Below are 19970 nucleotides of genomic sequence, written 5' to 3'. Positions count from 1 at the left end.
CTTAGTTATGAAGTTTTCCCCCTCTTTGCAACGCGCCACACTCATCCAGCGCTATAAACGCTTTCTCGCCGACGTCACCCTGCCCGATGGCAGTGAGCGGACCATTCACTGCGCCAACACAGGAGCAATGACAGGTTGCGCCACACCAGGTAATCCGGTGTGGTATTCGACCTCAGACAACCCAAAACGCAAGTACCCCAACAGTTGGGAGCTAACTCAAACCGCGCAGCAGCATCGCATCTGTATTAACACCGCGCGCGCCAACGCATTGGCTGTCGAAGCGATTGAAAATGGCACCATCAAAGAGCTGCAAGGCTATGAGCGACTTCAAACTGAGCAGAAGTATGGCAGTGAAAATAGTCGGATTGATATCTTGCTCTCTGCACAATCCAAACCAAACTGCTATATAGAAGTGAAAAGTGTCACCCTGTTGGATGAAACGCAGAATCAGCAAAAGGGACAAGGTTACTTTCCTGACGCCGTGACAACACGTGGTCAAAAGCACCTAAGAGAACTGACCGAGATGGCACAAAGTGGAAGCAGAGCGGTACTTTTATTCACCGTTTTACATTCAGGTATTGAAAAAGTCTCTCCTGCCCACCATATAGACGCCGATTATTCACAATTACTCAAAACAGCAATAGAAAACGGGGTGGAAGTCTTGTGCTACAAGGCCACGCTCAACGAGGATGAGATAGCACTAGTAGAGCCGCTCAATTTTCGGTGCTAGGGGCAAAAAATGATGTCGCCTTCACATTGATTGTAAGTTTCATCTCTAGTATTTGCCTCGGTTGATTCTTTTTGCTATAGATACCCGCCTTAAAATTAACTGCAGAGCGCAGTTGACTAGGTGTTAGTAGGAGATGCTGCATGCCAGAATCAAAGAAAAAAGCGCTAGGCATCCTAGCCATTGCAGGGGTTGAGCCATACCAAGAAAAAGCAGGTGAAGAGTACATGTCACCTGAGCAAATGGCTCATTTTACAAAAATTTTGACAGCTTGGCGTAACCAGCTCAGGGAAGAAGTTGATCGCACTGTGCACCACATGCAGGACGAAGCCGCGAATTTCCCTGATCCCGTTGACCGCGCCTCACAAGAAGAAGAATTTAGTCTAGAACTTCGCAACCGTGACCGTGAGCGTCGCTTGATCAAAAAGATTGAGAAAACGCTAAACAAGATCGAAGAAGATGATTTTGGCTTTTGCGAATCTTGTGGCGTCGAGATTGGCATCCGTCGTCTAGAAGCTCGTCCTACCGCTGACCTTTGTATCGACTGTAAAACGCTTGCAGAGATCAAAGAGAAGCAGATGCAAGGTTAATCCTGCATCACCCGCTGTATCCTAGTCACTTAGGGTATACATTAAGGGAGCATTGGCTCCCTTTTTGGTTTTTATCTATGACGAATATGATTGGCCGTTTTGCTCCCTCCCCCTCAGGCCCGCTTCATTTTGGCTCACTGGTTGCTGCCCTCGGCAGTTACTTTCAAGCCAAAGCGCAGCAAGGGCAGTGGCTGGTACGCATCGAAGACCTTGACCCTCCACGAGAGGTGCCAGGGGCAGCCGATCTCATCCTGAAAACCTTAGAAGCGTATGGCCTGCATTGGGATGGTCAGATCCTTTACCAAAGCCAGCGTTTAGACGTCTATCAAGCGCAAATTGACCATTGGCGACGCAGCGGCGATGCCTATTTGTGTCAGTGCACGCGCAAACAAATCAAAGCGACGGGCGGATTTTACTCGGGCACTTGCCGTGACAAAGCGTTGAACGACGCCACATCGTGCGCAGTCAGGCTCACCATGTCCCAGCCGACGTACCAGTTTGACGACCTCAAACATGGCACCATTGACATCCCACGCGCGCTCGCAGATGAAGATTTTATTATCAAACGTCGCGATGGCTATTTTGCCTATAACCTTGCGGTAGTATTGGATGATATCGAGCAAGGCGTGACTCAAGTGGTGCGCGGCGCCGATTTGATTGAGCCTACAGGCAGACAAATCAGCCTGTATAAATTGCTCGGACAAACACCGGTGAGCTATTTGCACTTGCCGCTCGCCATCGGTGAGAACGGGCAAAAGCTATCGAAACAGAACCATGCGCCGGCGATTGACCTACAAGACCCGATACCCGCGCTGCTCGATGCGATGCGCTTTTTGGGTTTACCAATGACGCCGGAAGTCTCCTCTGGGAGCGTGGAAGAGATCATCGCTTGGGGCGTGGAGAATTGGTCGATTGAGGCACTCCCTCAGCTGATCGAGATCACACCCATATTCTCAAACCGCTCCCCGTAGGCTATCATTAGCCGCAAATTCGCGCCGAATTGGGCTGAACATGACCGCAATGCCTAAGGAAAATCAAGGCTCAGCACGCAATCTGCATACGGATTGGAACATCAACCTGACTAGGCAAACACCGAATAACAGCTAGAAGCACATGAATAAAAACGACGATACACCCAACGAAACTCAAGTTTATCCGCAGCTTTCGTTAAATATTATTACTCGCCAAGAGCATAATATCTCACGCAAACAGATCAGCGATAATGCATTGAAGGTGCTATACCGTCTTCATGGTGCAGGCTATGACGCCTACCTCGTAGGAGGAGGTGTTCGCGATCTGCTGCTCAATCAATCCCCCAAAGATTTTGATATCGCGACCAATGCGACCCCGGAACAAATCCGCCAGCAGTTTAAAAACTGCCGCTTAATCGGTCGACGTTTTCGTCTCGCGCATATCATGTTTGGTCGAGACATCATCGAGGTAGCGACGTTCCGCGGTCATCACCAAGAGCCAAGTAAAAACGTCTCTCAACAATCGAAAGAAGGGATGTTGCTGCGCGATAACGTCTACGGCACTGTCGATGAAGACGCTGAGCGCCGGGATTTCACCGTGAACGCGATGTACTACAACATCAGCGACTACTCGATTCACGACTACGCGGGCGGCATGGAAGACCTCGAAGATAAGCTGATTCGCTTGATTGGTGATCCCGACACACGCTATCGCGAAGATCCTGTGCGCATGTTGCGCGCGATCCGCTTTGCGGTGAAGTTGGACTTTGATATCGAAGAAGAGACCGCAGCCCCAATTGAAGAACTGGCGCACCTTCTTCAAGACATCCCTGCTGCGCGCTTGTATGAAGAGTCACTCAAGATGCTGCAATCGGGCTATGGCTTAGAGACGTATCACTTGATGCGTGAGTACAACCTGTTCCAGCAACTCTTCCCGACCATTGCGCAGTACTTTACCGAAGATTACTCGTCTCCAACCGAACAGATGCTGGATCTGGTACTCGACTCTACCGATCAGCGCATTGAGGAAGGCAAGCGCATCAACCCTGCCTTTATGTTCGCGGCGATGCTGTGGTACCCGTTGCAAGAAAAAGCCGCTCAGTTGATGGAAAAGCAAAAGCTCTCTGAGTATGACGCCATTATGGAAGCGAGCAACCTAGTGCTCGATGAGCAAGTGCGCACCATCGCGATTCCTCGTCGTCACACTGCAACCATTCGTGAGATCTGGCAATTGCAACTGCGTATGCCGCGCCGCAATGGCAAGCGTGCGTTCCGCCTGCTTGAGCTTAACAAGTTCCGCGCTGGCTTTGATTTCCTAGAGATGCGCGGGGAAGTCGAGCAAGGGGACACCCTAGCGCTGGCCAAATGGTGGGAGACCTTCCAAAACGCCGGGCGCAATATGCGTCAAGCTATGGTCGCTGACCTCGATGCCAATGAGACCGGCGAGCCAAAAACACGTCGCCGCAGAACCAACCGTAAAAAGCGCAGCAAGGCGTCGTCATGATCACCGCATACATTGCTGTCGGCAGCAATTTATCTGATCCTGTGACCCAAGCGAATGAGGCCATTGAAGCGCTCAAATCGCTGCCAAAATCGCGCTTTATCGCCACCTCCGCGCTCTACAGCAGTAGCCCTATGGGGCCACAAGATCAGCCGGATTACATCAATGCCGTGGTGGCGATTGAAACCGGATTAACGCCCATTGAACTGCTCGATTGCACCCAAGCGATTGAACAATCTCAAGGGCGTGTCCGTAAAGATGAACGCTGGGGCCCAAGAACCTTAGATCTCGATATCATTCTTTACGGCAATGAGGTGATGGATTCCGAGCGATTAACGCTTCCTCACTATGGAATGAAAGAGAGAGAATTCGTTCTCTACCCGCTCGCCGAAATCGCACCAAATTTAACGCTCCCAGATGGGGCCAGGCTCTCTGAACTGCTCAAGCAAGTAGACAGAAACGGCCTGCGTCAATGGCAGTCGTCTTAATGATTGCGCCTGCCACCCTCATGGTAAGGAAAGAAAAATGAAAAAAATCTCGATTAATGACTTGATGAAATGGAAGCAAGAAGGCCGTAAGTTCGCCACCTCGACGGCGTACGATGCCAGCTTTGCGCAGTTATTTGAAAGTCAGGAAATGCCTGTTCTTTTGGTGGGTGATTCCCTTGGTATGGTATTGCAAGGCACGACCAGTACACTGCCAGTCACAGTTGATGAAGTGGCTTACCATACTCGCTGCGTACGTGCGGGCAGCCCAAACTGCCTACTAATGGCGGACATGCCTTTCATGAGCTATGCCACACCGGAACAAGCGTGTGAAAACGCCGCGACGCTGATGCGTGCCGGGGCGAACATGGTCAAAATCGAAGGTGGCGATTGGTTAGTTGAAACCGTAAAAATGCTGACTGAGCGCGCCGTACCTGTGTGCGCGCACCTTGGCTTAACGCCGCAATCTGTCAATATTTTTGGCGGATTCAAAGTGCAAGGCCGAGAGCAAGATAAAGCCGATCGCATGGTGCGTGATGCGCTTGCGCTGCAAGAAGCGGGCGCACAGATCATCTTGCTAGAGTGTGTCCCTGCCGAACTGGCGAGACGCATTACCGAAGTGTGTGATGTGCCAGTGATTGGTATTGGTGCGGGCAATGTGACCGATGGTCAGATCCTCGTTATGCACGATATGTTCGGTATTTCAGCCAATTACATGCCAAAGTTCTCGAAAAACTTCCTTGCCGAAACGGGCGACATGCGTAAAGCTGTAGCGAAATACAAAGAGGATGTAGAGAGTGGTGCGTTCCCAGATGACGCTCACACGATTGCTTAAGGATCAAACCCATGCAAACTTTTGCTGATATTGCCGCTCTTAGAGAGCAAATCAAACAGTATAAGCGTGATGGTCGTCGGGTTGCTTTTGTTCCCACTATGGGCAATTTACACGAAGGTCACCTGGCGTTAGTGCGCAAAGCGCGTGAAAACGCCGATGTGGTGGTGGTGAGTATTTTCGTCAACCCCATGCAGTTTGATAGAGCGGATGATCTCAATAACTATCCGCGCACACTCGACGACGATTTAGCCAAACTCAGCGGTGAAGCCGTCGAGGTAGTCTTTACACCGACACCTGAGACCATCTACCCTGAAGGGCTCGATAAACAAACATCAGTAGATGTCCCTGGCTTATCCACCATTCTTGAAGGTGCTTCACGTCCGGGGCACTTTAAAGGGGTTGCGACCGTGGTGACTAAGCTGTTCAACATCGTTCAGCCTGACGTTGCCTGCTTTGGTGAAAAAGATTTCCAACAGTTGGCGGTCATTCGTAAGATGACGCTCGATCTGGCGATGGATATTGAGATTATTGGTGTACCGACTGTGCGTGAGATGGATGGATTAGCCATGAGTTCACGCAACGGCTTGCTGACGCTTGAAGAGCGTCAACTCGCCCCGGTATTAGCACGCACGATGCGCTGGATCAGCAGTGCCATGCGTGGTGGGCGCGATGACTACGCATCGATCATTGAAGATGCGAGCGATCAGCTCCGCGCCGCAGGCCTACAACCGGATGAGATCTTCATTCGAGATGCACGCACCCTGCAAGCAATCACCACAGAGACCACCCAAGCGGTGATCTTGATGTCGGCCTTTTTGGGTAAGGCTCGCCTTATCGACAACCAAGTGGTCGAGTTAAACTCCTCATCGGAAGCCAGTGGCAACGAAGATGAAGCGACCAGCGAGAGCGCCGAGTCGAGCAAAGCGTAATTGTCGGTACGCAAATCGCAGAACGTAAAAAGGTTGGCATTTCGCCAACCTTTTTTGTTCTACTAAAAGAGTCATCTCAGTTTAAGAACGCAAGCCGATCCCTTTAGTGACGAGGTAGTGCGCCACGCTATACAAGGCCAGCACAAACACACTCAAGACCCCAAAAGAGGTGACAATACCCACGTCAGACACGCCCAAGAATCCGTAGCGGAAAGCGTTCACCATGTAGACGATGGGGTTTATCTTCGATACTCCTTGCCAAAACTCAGGCAACAAGCTGATCGAATAGAACACGCCACCCAAGTAGGTTAACGGCGTCAAAACAAACGTCGGGATGATAGAGATGTCATCAAAGGTTTTCGCGTAGACGGCATTAATCAATCCCCCTAAAGCGAACACCACCGAGGTCATGAATACTGTCGCGATGATGATCCCCCAGTGCTCCACTTGCAGGTCAACAAAAAGAAGTGACACAAAGGTGACGATGGTGCCGACCAATAGCCCACGCACCACACCGCCCATCACAAAGCCTAGAATGATCACATAGTTGGGCACTGGCGCGACCAACAGCTCTTCAATATTGCGCTGAAATTTGGCACTGAAAAACGACGAGGCGACATTCGAGTAGGAGTTAGTGATGACCGACATCATAATCAAACCCGGTACAATGTACTCCATGTAGCTAAAGCCGTTCATTTCCCCAATACGCGACCCAATCAAGCTGCCAAAAATAATGAAGTAGAGCGTCATGGTGATTGCCGGCGGCACCAAGGTTTGCACCCAGATACGGGTAAAGCGGTTGATCTCTTTGGTTAACAGACTGCAAAACGCCGTCCAATACAACTGAAGCATTACTTCGCCCCCTCTCTAACGATGGTCACGAACAGCTCTTCCAAACGGTTCGCTTTGTTGCGCATTGACTGAACCGTGACACCTTGCTCACTCAATTGACTGAAGATGTCGTTCAAACCTTGCGACTTGTCGATCTCAATCTCCAAAGAGCCCGCCGTGAGCTGCTGACGAATCACGCCCTCCAATGGCGCAACGTCGACGCCCTCTTGCAGATCCAAGATAAAGGTTTCCACCGTCAGCTTACTCAGCAAGGATTTCATGGTGGTGTTTTCAATCAACTCACCTTTACTGATGATGCCAATATTGCGACACAACATTTCCGCTTCTTCGAGGTAGTGCGTGGTAAGAATAATGGTGATACCCTGCTCTTGGTTGATCTCTTTTAAGAACTGCCACATCGAGCGACGCAGCTCGATATCAACGCCGGCGGTCGGCTCGTCGAGAATTAAGAGTTGTGGCTCGTGCATCAGCGCACGGGCGATCATCAAACGGCGCTTCATGCCACCCGACAGATTGCGAGCACGCTCGGCGCGTTTTTCCCACAAATCGAGCTTGGTGAGATACGTTTTCGCCCGCTCTTTGGCTAGTGACTTGGGCACGCCGTAGTACCCGGCTTGCTGCAATACGATCTGCTCAACGGTTTCAAACTGGTTAAAGTTAAACTCTTGTGGAACCAAGCCTAAGTTTTGTTTGGCGAGCTCAAGATCGGTATCAATGTCATATCCGAACACTTTCACCGTGCCTGAAGTCTTGTTAACCAATGACGAGATGACGCCAATAGTGGTGGATTTACCCGCACCATTGGGCCCAAGCAAGGCATAAAAATCCCCTTTTTTGACCTGTAAGCTGATTCCTTTGAGCGCTTCAAAGCCACCGGCGTACGTTTTACGTAGCTGGTCTATTTCTAGTGCATACATAATGGTTGTCTGTACCTGTTGGTCTTGCTTATCGCCTCAGAATTGGGGCGATGAATGGTAATCAGTGTATCGACGAACGCGGTTGATTACAATTAAACCTTTCGACTTTTTTGGAAATATAGAAATCAGAAGTTATAGCGAAAACATATAGCCTGAAAAATTAGAGCGTGGAGAGGGAACGTGATAGGAAGGGTGGATTCGCACCGGATAAGCTCCCCACTGTGTAAGGCGAATGGGGAGCGTACACCGAATTTCAATTAGATCGAGTCACCGATTTCCGGTGTCTCATCGACATGTTTCAGCGCGGCTTTCAGTGCTTCGTAACGGAACTTAAAGGTGTTGTCACTTGGCACGAGATCAATCACGTGGAACTTCTCAAGTTGCTGACGGGTATTTTCGTTCGGGCAGAGCAAGTAAACCTGACATTTGGCGTCCAATGCGTCTTTGATGGCGTTTTCCAACGCAAGCCCGACGGTGACATCAATCATAGGCACATCAGTCAAATCTAAGATCATCGCTTGATAGTCAGAGATACTGCTGTGTTGACGCGAAATCGCTTTAGAGACACTGAAAATCATCGGACCGGAAAGATAGAAGAACAACACTTTACCGTTGGCTTTATCGAGTAAGGCGCGCTCGCTGTCAGTCAGTGGTACATCGTCTTGGTCCGCATCACTGATTGCTTTAACCTGCCTCGCTTGCTCGCGGCTAAGGCGCTCAATGATGATAATGTTGGAGATAAACACTCCTAGCCCCACAGCGACAATCAAATCCACAAACACCGTCAACAGCATCACACCATACATGACGGCCATGCCCGGAAAGCTAACCTTGTGCGCACGCTGGATAAAACTCCAGTCAAGAATGTTAAATCCGACATACACCGCAATACCAGCCAACACCGCCATCGGAATAGGTTCGGTTAAGCCACTCGCCACCAAAACCACTAAGGCCAAAATCAGTGCTCGAATCACGCCTGAGAGCGGAGAACGTGCCCCCACTTGAATGTTGGTCACCGTGCCCATGGTTGCGCCCGCCCCCGGCAGAGCACCAAAAAGACCTGAGACCATGTTGGCAAGGCCCTGACCACGGAGCTCTTTGTCGGAGTCGTGCTCTTTACGCGTGAGCGAGTCACCGATAACCGCAGTCAGCAAGGTATCGATACAGCCCAGCGTGCCCAGTACCAAGGCATCGATCACCATTTCCACCAGCATCGAGGGATCGATATGCGGCATCACCAGAGAAGGCAGCCCCGCAGGAATTTCACCAATCCGACGAATCGCGTCAGGCTCAAACAGCACGACGGAGAGCAAGGTCACCGCCACAAGCGCAACCAACTGCGCAGGGACATATTTGCGATACTGTTTAGGGAAAAAGAACAGAATGGCCAAGGTCAACGCTCCAAGAAGCAGCTCACTGAATTTCATGTTGGCCAAAGTGTCAGGCAAAGCGGAAAGCGTCCCAACCACACCACCCGCAGGGGCGGCATGCCCCAATAACGGCGAGAGCTGAAGGATAATCAAGATCACGCCAATACCCGACATAAACCCGGAGATCACGCTATATGGCATCAAAGTGACGTATTTTCCGAGCTTTAATGTTCCAATCAAGATCTGGAATGCGCCCGCCATCATCACCACGGTGAAGGTCATCGCCATACCCGTTTCAGGGTATTTGGCCATCATGCTGGTGAGAACGGCGGTCATGATCACTGTCATTGGACCCGTCGGCTCTGAGATTAAAGTATTCGAACCACCGAACAGGGCAGCGAACAGACCGACCATGATCGCCCCCCATAAACCCGCCTCAGCCCCAGCGCCTGACGCCACACCAAACGCCAGTGCGAGTGGCAGAGAAATGATCGCAGTGGTCACACCGCCAAACAGATCGCCTTTAATATTGATATCTTCAAATCGATTTCCAAGCACAACCTTGCTCCATGCTTAACAACATCTTTCACCACTTAGCTTCAGCGCGTGAATACCAAGTGGAAAACCAATAACCATAAAATTTATGCTACTATCTGACGTGAAAAATCAGATTATTGAGGCGAAATGCCGCAAAAAACATCACTCTAACAAATGTTACCCCTCAGCAGTAACAGTAATTGGTATCACATTCCGACTACTTTATAACTGTTTGTTAGGATCTCGACTAAGTTTATGTATTTTCATCCCTAAACTCGTCAGATGAGTGCCTTTTTACTGATTTTTTACGAGTATGAATTTGTAACATTATGTATAGTGATGAAACATTTTTTTAGGATTGATAAGTAAGATGCCAGAGATTAAACAGTTATTTGATAATAACTCTAAGTGGTCAGAGTCGATCAAAGCCGAGCGACCTGAATATTTTACTCAATTGGAACAAGGACAGAGCCCAGGCTTCTTGTGGATTGGCTGTTCAGACAGCCGTGTTCCAGCAGAGCGCCTGACCGGGTTGTACTCTGGTGAGCTCTTCGTTCATCGAAATGTGGCAAACCAAGTCATTCACACCGACCTCAACTGTTTGTCTGTGGTGCAATACGCGGTAGATGTGTTGAAGGTGAAGCACATTATCGTGTGTGGTCACTATGGCTGCGGCGGGGTGAAAGCGGCGATCGACAATCCGCAACTTGGCCTGATTAACAACTGGCTACTGCATATTCGCGATCTCTACTTTAAGCATCGTCACTACCTTGATGGCATGCCGTTAGAGGATCAAGCGGACAAGCTGGGTGAAATCAACGTTGCGGAGCAAGTGTACAATTTGGGCAACTCGACCATTATGCAAAATGCGTGGGAGCGCGGTCAGGACGTGGAAATCCACGGTGTTGTGTATGGGATTGGCGACGGTAAACTGGAGTATTTGGGCGTGCGTTCAAGCTCAAGAGAATCGGTCGATGACTCTTATCAGAAAGCGATGGAAGCGATCCTAAACCCAGAACAAAAACTCTTGTGTCGCTAAGTTCATTGACACACATAGCCTAATAACAACAATGCCCGCAATCGCGGGCATTGTTCAATGTCGTGTTGCCAGTTTATGTGTGACCACTTTATTCCTGTGGTACCACTTTACCGATGTATGGAAGATGGCGATACTTTTGCGCGTAGTCAATACCAACACCAACGACAAACTCATCCGGGATTGAGAAACCAATCCAATCCACAGGCACCTCGACTTCGCGACGCGAAGGCTTATCAAGCAGCGTACAGATGGCGATCGATTTAGGTTCACGCAGCGACAAAATTTCTTTGATTTTGTTGAGTGTGTTGCCTGTATCGATAATGTCTTCAATAATCAGCACATCCTTGCCTTTAATGTCGTCATCGAGATCTTTCAAGATGCGAACATCGCGTGAGCTTTCCATGGTATTGCCGTAGCTAGAAGCCGTCATGAAATCCACTTGATGCGTCAGGTCAATCTGGCGCGCTAAGTCGGCCATAAAGACAAACGAACCACGCAGCAATCCAACCAACACCAAGTCTTCACTTCCTTGGTAGTGCTCGGTGATCTGCTTGCCCAGCTCATTTACTCGCGCCTGAACATCTTGCTCAGAAATCATCACTTCTACTGTATGTTTCATACCCATCTCGTCTTTCGTTTTGCCAGTACCTGAAGGATAGCGTATTCGCGCCTATGTGCCCGTTCCGAGCCGTTTGACTCGCCGGTACTGCTAAATGATCAAGCGCGTAGTCTAACACTTGAGCGCTCACTCTTAAACGTTTGCTTGGATGAAAACCCAGGGACTGATAAAAATGGAATATTAGTAACTAACAAAATTGATTATTAAATCACCTCAAAACGTTGACCCAAAGCATATGCACCAGTACACTCATCAATGCTACGGCAAATAATAAAATACTAAATAGGGCTCAGCCCACAACGACAACTCAATTGGCAAGGAAATGAACTATGGATTCTATAGCGAAACGACCCCGTACACGCCTTTCTCCACAAAAACGCAAACAGCAGTTGATGGAAATCGCCTTGGAAGTGTTTGCTCGCCGCGGAATTGGACGTGGCGGCCACGCTGACATTGCAGAGATCGCACAAGTCTCTGTGGCGACGGTGTTTAATTACTTTCCTACCCGAGAAGATCTCGTCGATGACGTTCTAAACTATGTCGTCAGACAGTTCTCCAACTTCCTCACCGACAATATTGACCTAGACCTCCACGCGAGAGAGAACCTGCACAATCTGACCTCTGCGATGGTTGAGTTGGTGCTCAATGATTGTCACTGGCTCAAAGTGTGGTTCGAATGGAGCGCCTCGACTCGTGATGAAGTCTGGCCGCTGTTTGTCTCCACCAACAGCACCAACCAACTGCTGGTGCAAAATATGTTTGTGAAAGCCATCGAACGCGATGAAGTGTGTGACAAACACGATCCTGTCGATCTCGCGACCCTGTTCCACGGCATGTTCTACTCGCTGTTCATTCAAGCCAATCGTATTCAAGATACTGAAGCGATGGAGAAACTGACCAACAGCCACTTAAACATGCTCTGTATTTACAAGCGCGATCAGTAATACGCTCGCCAACTACGCCTATTCGCTATGCCTGATCTTTAACGTACAGGAGCGAGCACAGTGAATAGGCATAAGTGAATAGGCATAAGTGAACAGGCATAAAAAAACCGCTGACTTATCAGCGGTTTTTCTCTATTTCAGTCTAAGAAGGATTACTTCTTCTTCGCTTTCGGGTTTGGAAGGTCAGTAATGGTGCCTTCAAACACTTCCGCGGCTAGACCGACAGACTCATGCAGAGTTGGGTGAGCATGGATAGTCAGTGCGATATCTTCTGCATCACAACCCATTTCGATAGCTAGGCCGATTTCACCCAACAGTTCACCACCGTTAGTACCGACAATCGCACCACCGATAACGCGATGGGTATCTTTATCGAAAATAAGCTTCGTCATACCGTCTGCACAGTCAGATGCAATAGCACGACCAGACGCCGCCCACGGGAAAGTAGCCGTTTCGTAGTTGATGCCTTCTGCTTTCGCTTCTTTCTCAGTCTTACCAACCCACGCCACTTCTGGCTCAGTGTAGGCAATCGAAGGAATGACTTTCGGGTCAAAGTAGTGCTTCTTACCAGAAATCACTTCTGCTGCAACGTGACCTTCATGCACACCTTTGTGCGCTAGCATTGGCTGACCAACGATATCGCCGATCGCGAAGATGTGTGGGATGTTGGTACGCATTTGCTTGTCAACATTGATGAAACCGCGCTCGTCGATTTCAATCCCAGCTTTCTCACCATCGATAAGTTTACCGTTTGGCACACGACCGATAGCCACAAGAACCGCATCGTAGCGCTCTGGCTCCGCTGGTGCTTTCTTGCCTTCCATTGATACGTAGATACCGTCTTCTTTCGCTTCAACAGCGGTCACCTTAGTTTCAAGCATCAAGTTGAACTTGTTCTTAATACGTTTGGTGTAAACTTTAACGATGTCTTTGTCTGCCGCTGGGATAACTTGGTCGAACATTTCAACCACGTCAATTTGAGAACCCAGAGAGTGGTATACCGTACCCATTTCTAGACCGATGATACCACCGCCCATGATCAGCAGCTTTCCTGGTACTTCTTTTAGCTCAAGTGCATCCGTTGAATCCCAAATACGTGGGTCTTCATGCGGAATGAATGGAAGTTTGATAGGTCGAGAGCCCGCAGCAACGATAGCGTTATCAAAGTTAACGACCGTTTTACCGTCTTCACCTTCCACTTCAATCGAGTTAGGACCCGTGAACTTACCAAAGCCGTTCACCACGTTCACTTTACGCATCTTAGCCATACCGCCAAGACCGCCAGTCAATTGGTTGATCACTTTCTCTTTCCACAGACGAATTTTATCAATGTCTGTTTGTGGCTCACCGAACACGATACCGTGCTCAGCCAAAGCTTTCGCTTCTTCGATCACTTTTGCCACATGTAGAAGCGCTTTTGATGGGATACAACCCACGTTCAAACAAACACCACCTAGGGTGCTGTAACGCTCGATAAGAACAGTGTCCAGACCTAAGTCTGCACAACGGAATGCAGCGGAGTAACCAGCAGGACCGGCACCAAGTACTACCACCTGGGCTTTAATTTCTTTGCTCATTTTGACCTCTTGTAGTCATTATCCCTAACAGGCTGAGTGAGTATGGAATCTATCGTTCAACGAATGGTTTGTTTTTCAATATTATTTTCAGACCGCCAACAGTTTACAGAGATGTTAATGGTGTGAAAAGTAAATCCATTTAGCCTGTGAGCTAGACAACAATTCACGAATGAACTGCTGAATATAGAAAAAGTGACTCCCCTTTACACCGAGGGTAAAGGGGAGTCATGAATTACAATACTAGACGACGAATGTCAGACAGACACGCGTTTAAGTAAGTAATGAAACGTGCACCTTCTGCACCATCAATCACACGGTGATCGTAGGAGAGAGACAGTGGAAGCTGTAGACGCGGTTCAAACTCTTTACCGTTCCACACTGGCTTCATTTCAGACTTAGACACGCCAAGGATACCGACTTCGGGAGCATTAACGATTGGCGTAAACGCTGTACCGCCGATACCGCCAAGACTTGAGATAGTGAAACATCCACCTTGCATGTCAGCCGCTGTGAGCTTGCCAGCACGTGCTTTCTTAGACACGACCATCAGCTCTTCAGACAGCTCGTAAATGCCCTTCTTGTTCACATCTTTAAATACAGGAACAACCAGGCCGTTTGGCGTATCTACCGCAATACCTACGTTGACGTATTTCTTCAGAATTAGGCTCTCACCGTCATCAGATAGAGAAGAGTTGAACGCAGGGAACGCTTCAAGTGCTTTCGCTACCGCTTTCATGATGAACACAAGTGGCGTGATCTTCATGCCCGTGTCTTTCTTCGCTTCGATGGCGTTCTGCTCTTTACGGAACGCTTCTAGCTCAGTGATGTCAGCGTTGTCCCATTGGGTCACGTGCGGGATCATCACCCAGTTGCGGTGTAGGTTTGCACCTGAGATCTTCTTAATGCGAGATAGCGGCTGAGTTTCTGTCTCACCGAACTTGCTGAAGTCCACTTTTGGCCATGGGAGTAGACCAAGAGCCGCGCCGTCGCCTTTACCAGATGCGGCTGCACCTGCGCCAGACTCAAGACGCTTAAGCGCTTCTTTCACGTAGTTCTGAACGTCTTCCTTCAGGATACGGCTCTTACGACCGCTGCCTTTAACCTTAGAAAGGTTAACGCCAAATTCACGCGCTAGACGACGAACCACTGGAGACGCGTGAGCGTACTCATCATTGTCTTGGAAGTCGCCAGCTGCTGGAGCTACTGCCGCTGGTGCTTCTGCTTTAGGCGCTGCCGCTGCAGGTGCTGCCGCTTGAGCTGGAGCCGCTGCCGGAGCAGGTGCTGCGCCCGCTACTTCGCCTTCCGTTGTAGAGAAAATCATGATGAGTGAGCCAGTAGACACTTTGTCGCCAGCTGCAATCTTGATTTCTTTAACTGTGCCAGCGAATGGTGCAGGCACTTCCATAGAAGCTTTGTCACCTTCAACAGTGATTAGAGATTGCTCTTCTTCCACTGTGTCGCCAACCGCAACCATGATCTCAGTAACTTCAACTTCGTCGCCGCCGATATCTGGAACGTTCACTTCTTTTGCCGCTGCGGCCGGCGTCCCGGACGCTGCTGGAGCTGCTGCCGCAGGAGCTTCAGCTGCCGCTGGTGCTGGTGCTGCTGGAGCGCCTGAACCTGCTGTTTCGAATACCATGATAAGTGAGCCAGTCGATACTTTATCGCCTGCTGCAACTTTGATCTCTTTTAGAGTACCTGCGAATGGCGCTGGAACTTCCATAGACGCTTTGTCGCCTTCAACAGTTAGAAGAGATTGCTCTTCTTCGATGCTGTCGCCAACGGCAACCATGATTTCAGTCACTTCTACTTCATCACCACCGATGTCTGGTACGTGAACTTCTTTTAGTTCTGCCGCTGCTGCTGGAGCTGGAGCTGCTGGAGCTGCTTCTGCCGCAGGAGCAGGTGCAGCGTCAGCTGCACCCGAAGCGCCGGCCGCCTCGGTTTCGAAAATCATGATTAGAGAACCAGTAGAAACCTTGTCGCCTTCTGCAACTTTGATTTCTTTAACGATACCCGCTGTCGATGCAGGCACTTCCATAGAAGCTTTATCGCCTTCAACTGTGATCAGAGACTGCTCTTCTTCAACCTTGTCGCCAACGCTTACAAGAATCTCAGTAACTTCAACCTCATCCGCACCGATGTCTGGTACATTAATTTCGATTGCCATTTCTTATCTACCTTCTTAATTAAGCGTATAGCGGGTTTGTTTTCTCTGTGTCGATGTCGAATTTCTTAATTGCTTCTGCAACTACAGATTTCTCAACTTCGCCACGTTTTGCTAGTTCAGTTAGCGCTGCTACTACTACGTAACCTGCGTTCACTTCGAAGTGACGACGTAGGTTTTCACGGCTGTCTGAACGACCGAAGCCATCAGTACCAAGAACTTTGAAAGACTCAGCAGGAATGTATGCACGAACCTGCTCTGCGTAGTTCTTCATGTAGTCAGTTGCTGCGATAGCAGGTTCAGTACCCATTACTGTTTGGATGTAAGGTACTTTCGCTTCCGCTTCTGGGTGAAGCATGTTGAAACGCTCTGCATCTTGGCCATCGCGAGTGAGTTCGTTGAATGACGTTACAGAGTAAACATCAGAAGCAACACCGTAATCTTCGCTTAGGATTTGAGCTGCTTTACGTACTTCATTCATGATAGTACCAGAGCTCATTAGCTGAACTTTCGCTTTGTCGCCCGTGTAAGTTTCTAGCTTGTAGATACCTTTACGGATGCCTTCTTCAGCGCCTTCTGGCATTGCTGGCATTGCGTAGTTTTCGTTCATTAGCGTTAGGTAGTAGAACACGTTTTCTTGTTCTGGACCGTACATGCGACGGATACCGTCTTGCATGATTACTGCTACTTCGTACGCGAATGTTGGGTCGTAAGAAATACAGTTAGGAACCGTACCCGCCAAAATGTGCGAGTGGCCGTCTTCGTGCTGTAGACCTTCACCGTTCAACGTTGTACGACCCGCAGTTGCACCTAGTAGGAAACCACGTGCTTGTTGGTCACCAGCCATCCACGCCATGTCGCCCACACGTTGGAAGCCGAACATTGAGTAGTAGATGTAGAACGGGATCATTGGTAGGTCGTTTGTCGAGTATGAAGTCGCAGCAGCAACCCATGAAGACATCGCACCCAGCTCGTTGATACCTTCTTGTAGAACCTGACCTGAAGTCGCTTCTTTGTAGTAAGAAACAACGCCACGGTCTTCTGGTGTGTAAGTTTGGCCGTGCGGGTTGTAGATACCGATTTGACGGAACAGACCTTCCATACCGAATGTACGTGCTTCGTCAGCAATGATAGGAACGATGTTCTTACCAATGTTCTTGTTCTTAAGTAGAACGTTTAGCGCACGTACGAATGCCATAGTAGAAGAGATATCACGCTTCTGTTCTTCTAGTAGTGGCTTGAATTCTTCTAGCTCAGGAACGATGAATTCTTGAGTGAATTTTGGTAGACGCTGTGGCGTGTAGCCGTGTAGCGCTTTACGACGAGCGTGTAGGTATTCGTACTCTTTTGAACCTTCTTCAAGTTTCAGGTACGGAAGTTCTTTCACTGCTTCGTCAGTTAGGATGTCTTGAAGACCTAGACGGTCACGTAGGTGTAGTACGTGAGTCATGTCCATCTTCTTAACTTGGTGCGCGATGTTCTTACCTTCAGCCGCTTCACCCATGCCGTAACCTTTAACAGTCTTAGCTAGGATTACTGTTGGACGACCTTTCGTTTCTGCCGCGTTTTTGTATGCCGCGTATAGCTTAGAAGACTCGTGACCACCACGCTTAAGTGCGAAGATTTCGTCATCAGTCATGTCAGCAACAAGTGCAGCTGTCTCTGGGTACTTACCAAAGAAGTGCTCACGTACGTACGCGCCATCTTTAGATTTGAATGTTTGGTAGTCGCCGTCGATGGTTTCGTTCATCAGTTGAAGAAGCTTACCCGTCGTATCTTTGGCGAGTAGTGAATCCCAGTTGTTACCCCAGATGACTTTCACTACGTTCCAACCAGCACCTTTGAACAGACCTTCAAGTTCTTGAATGATCTTACCGTTACCCATGACAGGGCCATCTAGACGCTGTAGGTTACAGTTGATTAGGAAACATAGGTTGTCTAGTTTCTCACGCGCAGCGAAAGAGATAGCACCACGTGATTCTGGCTCATCCATCTCACCGTCACCTAGGAAGGCGTAAACGCGCTGCTCTGACGTATCTTTAAGACCACGGCCTTCTAGGTACTTAAGGAAACGAGCTTGGTAGATAGAAGCGATTGGACCTAGGCCCATCGATACTGTCGGGAACTGCCAGAATTCAGGCATCAGTTTAGGGTGCGGGTATGAAGGAATACCTTTTCCGTCTACTTCTTGACGGAAGTTGTCTAGCTGCTCTTCAGTTAGACGACCTTCAACGAATGCACGTGAGTAGATACCTGGTGAAATGTGACCTTGGTAGTAAACCAAATCGCCACCATCCTTCTCGTTCGGTGCACGGAAGAAGTGGTTAAAACAGGTTTCGTAGAACGCAGCAGAAGACTGGAAAGACGCCATGTGGCCGCCTAGCTCTAGATCTTTCTTAGATGCACGTAGAACGATCATGATTGCGTTCCAGCGGATGATGGAACGGATACGGCGCTCAAGCGTAGTATCACCAGGGTAAGCTGGTTCTTGGTTCGCTGGAATCGTGTTGATGTAGTTGGTTGTGATGCCTGTTGGCATATCAACGCCGTCTAGGCGAGCTTTGTCTAGAACTTGCTCTAGTAGGTACTGTGCACGTTCTACACCTTCTTCACGAACTACTGACTCAAGAGCTTGTAACCATTCTTGAGTCTCAAGTGCGTCTACGTCATGCTTCATGTCAGACATGGCGATCTATCCTTCTGTTGGTTGGATCTACTTATTTAAGTAACGGTTTTAGTTAGCATCGTTACCTTGCTGAATTCGACGCAAAGAGCGTTCTCTGCGCGACTCTTCACGAGTCAAATCCAACAATGTTTCTTCGATATAAGCTAAATGCGAATGGGACATCTCACGCGCTTTTTCAGGTTGGCCTGAAACAATCGCATCCACGATATTAGCCCTGTGTCTACTTACTTTCTCCACCACTTCATCGCGGCGGTGTAATAGTTTTAAATTCTGTAATACGTTCTGCTCAAGCAAAGGCGCAAGGCTGCGAATAATGTGCAGCAACACCACATTGTGCGCGGCTTCGGTTAGGGCAATCAAAAACTGCACCACCGCCGCAGCTTCCGCGTCCACTTCTTTTGTGGACTGCGCTTGTGAGATGATCTCTAAACAAGCCTGAATGCGAGCAAAATCTTCTTCGGTACCACGTAGAGCTGCGAAATAAGCGGCAATCCCTTCCATCGCGTGACGCGTTTCCAGCAAGTCCAATTGAGTCTCAGAATGACTCGATAGGAGATTGAGTAAAGGATCCGAAAAACTGGTCCAAATCGTTTCACTGACAAACGTCCCTCCCCCTTGTTTTCGGGTCAAAAGACGTTTCGCTTCTAAGCGCTGGATGGCTTCACGGATAGACGGACGAGACACATCGAACTGCTTCGCCAGTTCGCGCTCGGGTGGCAGTTGTTGCCCCGGCGAAAGTGTACCTTCCACAATCAACCTTTCTAACTCTTGCTCAATCACATCGGAGAGTTTTGGCTGACGAATCCTTTGATAAGCCATAGTTGTTATTCTTCTTTCTCTTTGCAGTCAATTGGTAATACCAATTTTATGTTGGCGAGGAAATTAACATAATTAAAACGCAACTTCCAGCCAAAATTTGATTCAAATCATAGAACGACCAATGCGGTCACAGTTTGATAACAGCTCATAATTAAAACATCAATCAAATTGGTATGACCAATTACAAAAGAGAAACAGATGGGGCAAAAACGTGCCACGCATCACACTTTACTTGATTGAGTCATCATACAAATGAAACGAAGCGAATAACATCAAAGCATAGTCTATCCACCGTCGATACCTTGGTGAGATGACATTTTTCTGAATTCAACCGCGATTTTTCTGAAAACAGGGTAACGGATCCCGATCGCATTCCCTGGTCAGACCTGAAAGTCTCACCTCAAA

17 protein-coding genes are annotated in these 19970 nt (G+C 48.9%); 9 read left to right on the top strand and 8 right to left on the bottom strand.

What is annotated here, in order from left to right; all coding sequences use genetic code 11:
• Nucleotides 1–7: 7 nt before the first annotated feature.
• The 7 genes from sfsA (at nucleotide 8) to panC (ending at nucleotide 6038) form a co-directional block, all read left to right on the top strand.
• Nucleotides 8–730 (top strand): DNA/RNA nuclease SfsA, encoded by a 723-nt coding sequence (sfsA, locus tag AC6R0S_RS10145; RefSeq protein WP_500637844.1) that lies wholly within the window; start codon nucleotides 8–10, stop codon nucleotides 728–730.
• Between the two features lie 140 nt (nucleotides 731–870).
• Nucleotides 871–1317, top strand: coding sequence for an RNA polymerase-binding protein DksA (gene dksA / locus AC6R0S_RS10140; RefSeq protein ID WP_500630129.1), 447 nt, complete (start codon nucleotides 871–873; stop codon nucleotides 1315–1317).
• 77 nt (nucleotides 1318–1394) lie between these two features.
• Nucleotides 1395–2288 carry a tRNA glutamyl-Q(34) synthetase GluQRS gene (gene gluQRS, locus AC6R0S_RS10135; protein ID WP_500637843.1) on the top strand — a complete coding sequence of 298 codons (894 nt, stop codon included), beginning with the start codon at nucleotides 1395–1397 and terminating at the stop codon, nucleotides 2286–2288.
• Nucleotides 2289–2430: 142 nt separating this feature from the next.
• Nucleotides 2431–3792, top strand: a complete 1362-nt coding sequence (gene pcnB / locus AC6R0S_RS10130) for a polynucleotide adenylyltransferase PcnB (protein ID WP_500637842.1) — start codon at nucleotides 2431–2433, stop codon at nucleotides 3790–3792.
• The gene (gene folK / locus AC6R0S_RS10125; RefSeq protein ID WP_500630132.1) at nucleotides 3789–4277 is read left to right on the top strand and encodes a 2-amino-4-hydroxy-6-hydroxymethyldihydropteridine diphosphokinase; all 489 of its coding nucleotides are present in this window, start codon (nucleotides 3789–3791) and stop codon (nucleotides 4275–4277) included. The genes pcnB and folK overlap by 4 nt, the downstream gene beginning before the upstream one ends.
• 37 nt (nucleotides 4278–4314) lie before the next feature.
• The gene (gene panB / locus AC6R0S_RS10120) at nucleotides 4315–5109 is read left to right on the top strand and encodes a 3-methyl-2-oxobutanoate hydroxymethyltransferase (protein WP_334553917.1); all 795 of its coding nucleotides are present in this window, start codon (nucleotides 4315–4317) and stop codon (nucleotides 5107–5109) included.
• An 11-nt stretch (nucleotides 5110–5120) separates the two neighbouring features.
• A complete protein-coding gene (gene panC, locus AC6R0S_RS10115; protein ID WP_500637841.1) occupies nucleotides 5121–6038 on the top strand; it encodes a pantoate--beta-alanine ligase in 918 nt (305 codons plus the stop codon).
• Between the two features lie 81 nt (nucleotides 6039–6119).
• Here the strand turns inward: panC and AC6R0S_RS10110 are convergent, their stop codons facing one another.
• The 3 genes from AC6R0S_RS10110 to AC6R0S_RS10100 all read right to left on the bottom strand — a co-directional run bounded on the left by AC6R0S_RS10110 (nucleotide 6120) and on the right by AC6R0S_RS10100 (nucleotide 9735).
• Entirely contained in the window at nucleotides 6120–6890 is a 771-nt protein-coding gene (locus AC6R0S_RS10110) for an ABC transporter permease (RefSeq protein WP_500637840.1), read from the bottom strand.
• A complete protein-coding gene (locus AC6R0S_RS10105; protein WP_500637839.1) occupies nucleotides 6890–7807 on the bottom strand; it encodes an ABC transporter ATP-binding protein in 918 nt (305 codons plus the stop codon). Before AC6R0S_RS10105 ends, AC6R0S_RS10110 begins: the two co-directional genes overlap by 1 nt.
• A 257-nt stretch (nucleotides 7808–8064) precedes the next feature.
• Nucleotides 8065–9735, bottom strand: a complete 1671-nt coding sequence (locus AC6R0S_RS10100) for a SulP family inorganic anion transporter (RefSeq protein ID WP_500630134.1) — start codon at nucleotides 9733–9735, stop codon at nucleotides 8065–8067.
• A 349-nt stretch (nucleotides 9736–10084) separates the two neighbouring features.
• Here AC6R0S_RS10100 and can point away from each other — a divergent pair, with 349 nt between their 5' ends.
• Nucleotides 10085–10753 (top strand): carbonate dehydratase, encoded by a 669-nt coding sequence (gene can / locus AC6R0S_RS10095; RefSeq protein ID WP_334553908.1) that lies wholly within the window; start codon nucleotides 10085–10087, stop codon nucleotides 10751–10753.
• A gap of 88 nt (nucleotides 10754–10841) precedes the next feature.
• Here the strand turns inward: can and hpt are convergent, their stop codons facing one another.
• On the bottom strand, nucleotides 10842–11372 hold the full coding sequence (gene hpt, locus AC6R0S_RS10090) for a hypoxanthine phosphoribosyltransferase (protein WP_334553906.1): 531 nt from the start codon (nucleotides 11370–11372) through the stop codon (nucleotides 10842–10844).
• 329 nt (nucleotides 11373–11701) lie between these two features.
• On the opposite strand from hpt, the gene AC6R0S_RS10085 reads away from it, so the two are divergent.
• Nucleotides 11702–12316: a LuxR/HapR/OpaR family quorum-sensing transcriptional regulator gene (locus AC6R0S_RS10085; RefSeq protein WP_487902112.1), complete on the top strand. Its 615-nt coding sequence runs from the start codon at nucleotides 11702–11704 to the stop codon at nucleotides 12314–12316.
• A gap of 152 nt (nucleotides 12317–12468) precedes the next feature.
• Here AC6R0S_RS10085 and lpdA read toward each other — a convergent pair whose 3' ends face one another.
• From lpdA to pdhR, 4 genes are all read right to left on the bottom strand, one after another.
• Complete coding sequence (gene lpdA / locus AC6R0S_RS10080; RefSeq protein WP_334553903.1) at nucleotides 12469–13893, bottom strand: dihydrolipoyl dehydrogenase; 1425 nt, start codon at nucleotides 13891–13893, stop codon at nucleotides 12469–12471.
• A gap of 232 nt (nucleotides 13894–14125) precedes the next feature.
• Nucleotides 14126–16063, bottom strand: a complete 1938-nt coding sequence (aceF, locus tag AC6R0S_RS10075; RefSeq protein WP_500637838.1) for a pyruvate dehydrogenase complex dihydrolipoyllysine-residue acetyltransferase — start codon at nucleotides 16061–16063, stop codon at nucleotides 14126–14128.
• Between the two features lie 19 nt (nucleotides 16064–16082).
• Entirely contained in the window at nucleotides 16083–18746 is a 2664-nt protein-coding gene (gene aceE / locus AC6R0S_RS10070) for a pyruvate dehydrogenase (acetyl-transferring), homodimeric type (protein ID WP_487902114.1), read from the bottom strand.
• A 48-nt stretch (nucleotides 18747–18794) separates the two neighbouring features.
• Nucleotides 18795–19565 carry a pyruvate dehydrogenase complex transcriptional repressor PdhR gene (gene pdhR / locus AC6R0S_RS10065; RefSeq protein WP_334553897.1) on the bottom strand — a complete coding sequence of 257 codons (771 nt, stop codon included), beginning with the start codon at nucleotides 19563–19565 and terminating at the stop codon, nucleotides 18795–18797.
• Nucleotides 19566–19970 lie beyond the last annotated feature (405 nt).

The sequence above is a fragment of the Vibrio sp. R15-SG3-ISO1B genome, from assembly GCF_059833835.1.
Note: the sequence above shows the minus strand (reverse complement) of the source record. Positions and strands in the feature narration are given on the sequence as shown.

Bases quoted from the DNA above. Each gene is read 5' to 3' on its own strand.
- sfsA (WP_500637844.1), top strand. From the start codon at position 8: ATGAAGTTTTCCCCCTCTTTGCAACGCGCCACACTCATCCAGCGCTAT.
- dksA (WP_500630129.1), top strand. From the start codon at position 871: ATGCCAGAATCAAAGAAAAAAGCGCTAGGCATCCTAGCCATTGCAGGG.
- gluQRS (WP_500637843.1), top strand. From the start codon at position 1,395: ATGACGAATATGATTGGCCGTTTTGCTCCCTCCCCCTCAGGCCCGCTT.
- pcnB (WP_500637842.1), top strand. From the start codon at position 2,431: ATGAATAAAAACGACGATACACCCAACGAAACTCAAGTTTATCCGCAG.
- folK (WP_500630132.1), top strand. From the start codon at position 3,789: ATGATCACCGCATACATTGCTGTCGGCAGCAATTTATCTGATCCTGTG.
- panB (WP_334553917.1), top strand. From the start codon at position 4,315: ATGAAAAAAATCTCGATTAATGACTTGATGAAATGGAAGCAAGAAGGC.
- panC (WP_500637841.1), top strand. From the start codon at position 5,121: ATGCAAACTTTTGCTGATATTGCCGCTCTTAGAGAGCAAATCAAACAG.
- AC6R0S_RS10110 (WP_500637840.1), bottom strand. From the start codon at position 6,890: ATGCTTCAGTTGTATTGGACGGCGTTTTGCAGTCTGTTAACCAAAGAG.
- AC6R0S_RS10105 (WP_500637839.1), bottom strand. From the start codon at position 7,807: ATGTATGCACTAGAAATAGACCAGCTACGTAAAACGTACGCCGGTGGC.
- can (WP_334553908.1), top strand. From the start codon at position 10,085: ATGCCAGAGATTAAACAGTTATTTGATAATAACTCTAAGTGGTCAGAG.
- hpt (WP_334553906.1), bottom strand. From the start codon at position 11,372: ATGAAACATACAGTAGAAGTGATGATTTCTGAGCAAGATGTTCAGGCG.
- AC6R0S_RS10085 (WP_487902112.1), top strand. From the start codon at position 11,702: ATGGATTCTATAGCGAAACGACCCCGTACACGCCTTTCTCCACAAAAA.
- lpdA (WP_334553903.1), bottom strand. From the start codon at position 13,893: ATGAGCAAAGAAATTAAAGCCCAGGTGGTAGTACTTGGTGCCGGTCCT.
- aceF (WP_500637838.1), bottom strand. From the start codon at position 16,063: ATGGCAATCGAAATTAATGTACCAGACATCGGTGCGGATGAGGTTGAA.
- aceE (WP_487902114.1), bottom strand. From the start codon at position 18,746: ATGTCTGACATGAAGCATGACGTAGACGCACTTGAGACTCAAGAATGG.
- pdhR (WP_334553897.1), bottom strand. From the start codon at position 19,565: ATGGCTTATCAAAGGATTCGTCAGCCAAAACTCTCCGATGTGATTGAG.